This is a genomic window from Paraburkholderia ribeironis, assembly GCF_900019265.1.
Taxonomy (GTDB): Bacteria; Pseudomonadota; Gammaproteobacteria; order Burkholderiales; family Burkholderiaceae; genus Paraburkholderia; species Paraburkholderia ribeironis.
Window position 1 is genome coordinate 1 of record NZ_CYGX02000097.1, and the last position, 1218, is coordinate 1218.

At 58.5% G+C, this 1218-nt stretch carries 1 protein-coding gene; it reads left to right on the forward strand.

Features of this window, described 5'->3' with window-relative positions; genetic code table 11:
- The first annotated feature begins 87 nt into the window (after positions 1-87).
- Entirely contained in the window at positions 88-1080 is a 993-nt protein-coding gene (locus BN2475_RS30145) for an IS5 family transposase (protein ID WP_094783060.1), read from the forward strand.
- Positions 1081-1218: the final 138 nt, after the last annotated feature.

Genomic DNA, 1218 nt, shown 5'->3' on the forward strand with positions numbered 1-1218 from the left:
GGAAACGCTGATTAATGAATCTCGGCGGTCATCGCTGACGCAGCCGAGGACGTTATAGAAGACAGCTCACGGAACGGACCCACGATGATGAAGCGGCAGATCGGCTTTGCGGAAGCGGAAGTTGCAGGCAAGAAACGAGTGACGAGGCGCCAACGCTTCCTCGCCGAGATGGAGAAGGTCGTTCCGTGGCAGCGCTTGCTGTCGGCAATCGAGCCGTACTACCCGAAGGGCACGCGAGGCCGCCCGCCCATTGGCCTGGAGAGAATGTTGCGAATCTACTTCCTGCAACAGTGGTACGGGCTGTCGGACGAAGGACTGGAAGACGCGCTGTATGACAGCATCGCGCTGCGTGCCTTCGCTGGCATCGATCTGGCAGTCGAGAACGTGCCGGATGCGACCACACTGTTGAAGTTCCGGCGCTTGCTGATCGAGCACGAACTGACACGGAAGTTGTTCGACGAGATTGGCGTCTCGCTGTGCGAGCGTGGGCTGATGATGAAGGAAGGCACGCTGGTCGACGCGACGATCATTGAAGCGCCGCCGTCGACCAAGAACGCCGAGAAAAGTCGTGACCCGGAAATGCATCAAACGAAGAAGGGAAACGAATGGCACTTTGGGATGAAAGCTCATATTGGCATGGATGCCGATTCGGGCCTGATCCACAGCGTGGTTGGCGCGGCGGCTAACGTATCTGACGTCTCGCAAGCGCATTGCCTGCTGCACGGCCATGAAGAGGAAGCGTTCGCCGACGCGGGCTACATTGGCGTAGAAAAGCGCGAGGAAATGGCGGGCAAGACCGTGAAGTGGCACGTCGCGGCCAAGCGCGGAAAGATCAAAGCGATGCAGGAGGGAGCGCTGAAGGACCTGGTGCTCGCGCTCGAGCGAACCAAGGCGCAGATCCGTGCGCGGGTTGAGCATCCATTCCATATCGTCAAGAACCTGTTTCGCCATCGCAAGACCCGATACAAGGGCTTGGCCAAGAACACGGCGCAACTGTTCAGCCTGTTCGCTCTGGCGAATCTGGTGATTGCGCGAAATCTGTTGCGATCGGTCCATGGGAGCAATCCGTCATGCGTATGAAAAATGCGGACAGGGAGGCCCGTTTACGCGGCCAATTCACCGAGTTCAGCTTCGAGTCGCTTCGTCATCCGGAAAATTCGACGCCCTCTCGGCTGCAACTCGGTCAGTTGGTCCATTAATCAGCGCTTCCCTAGCGGC

What these genes read in the sequence shown, in the direction of transcription:
- BN2475_RS30145 (WP_094783060.1), top strand. Translation starts at nt 88, where the DNA reads ATGAAGCGGCAGATCGGCTTTGCGGAAGCGGAAGTTGCAGGCAAGAAA.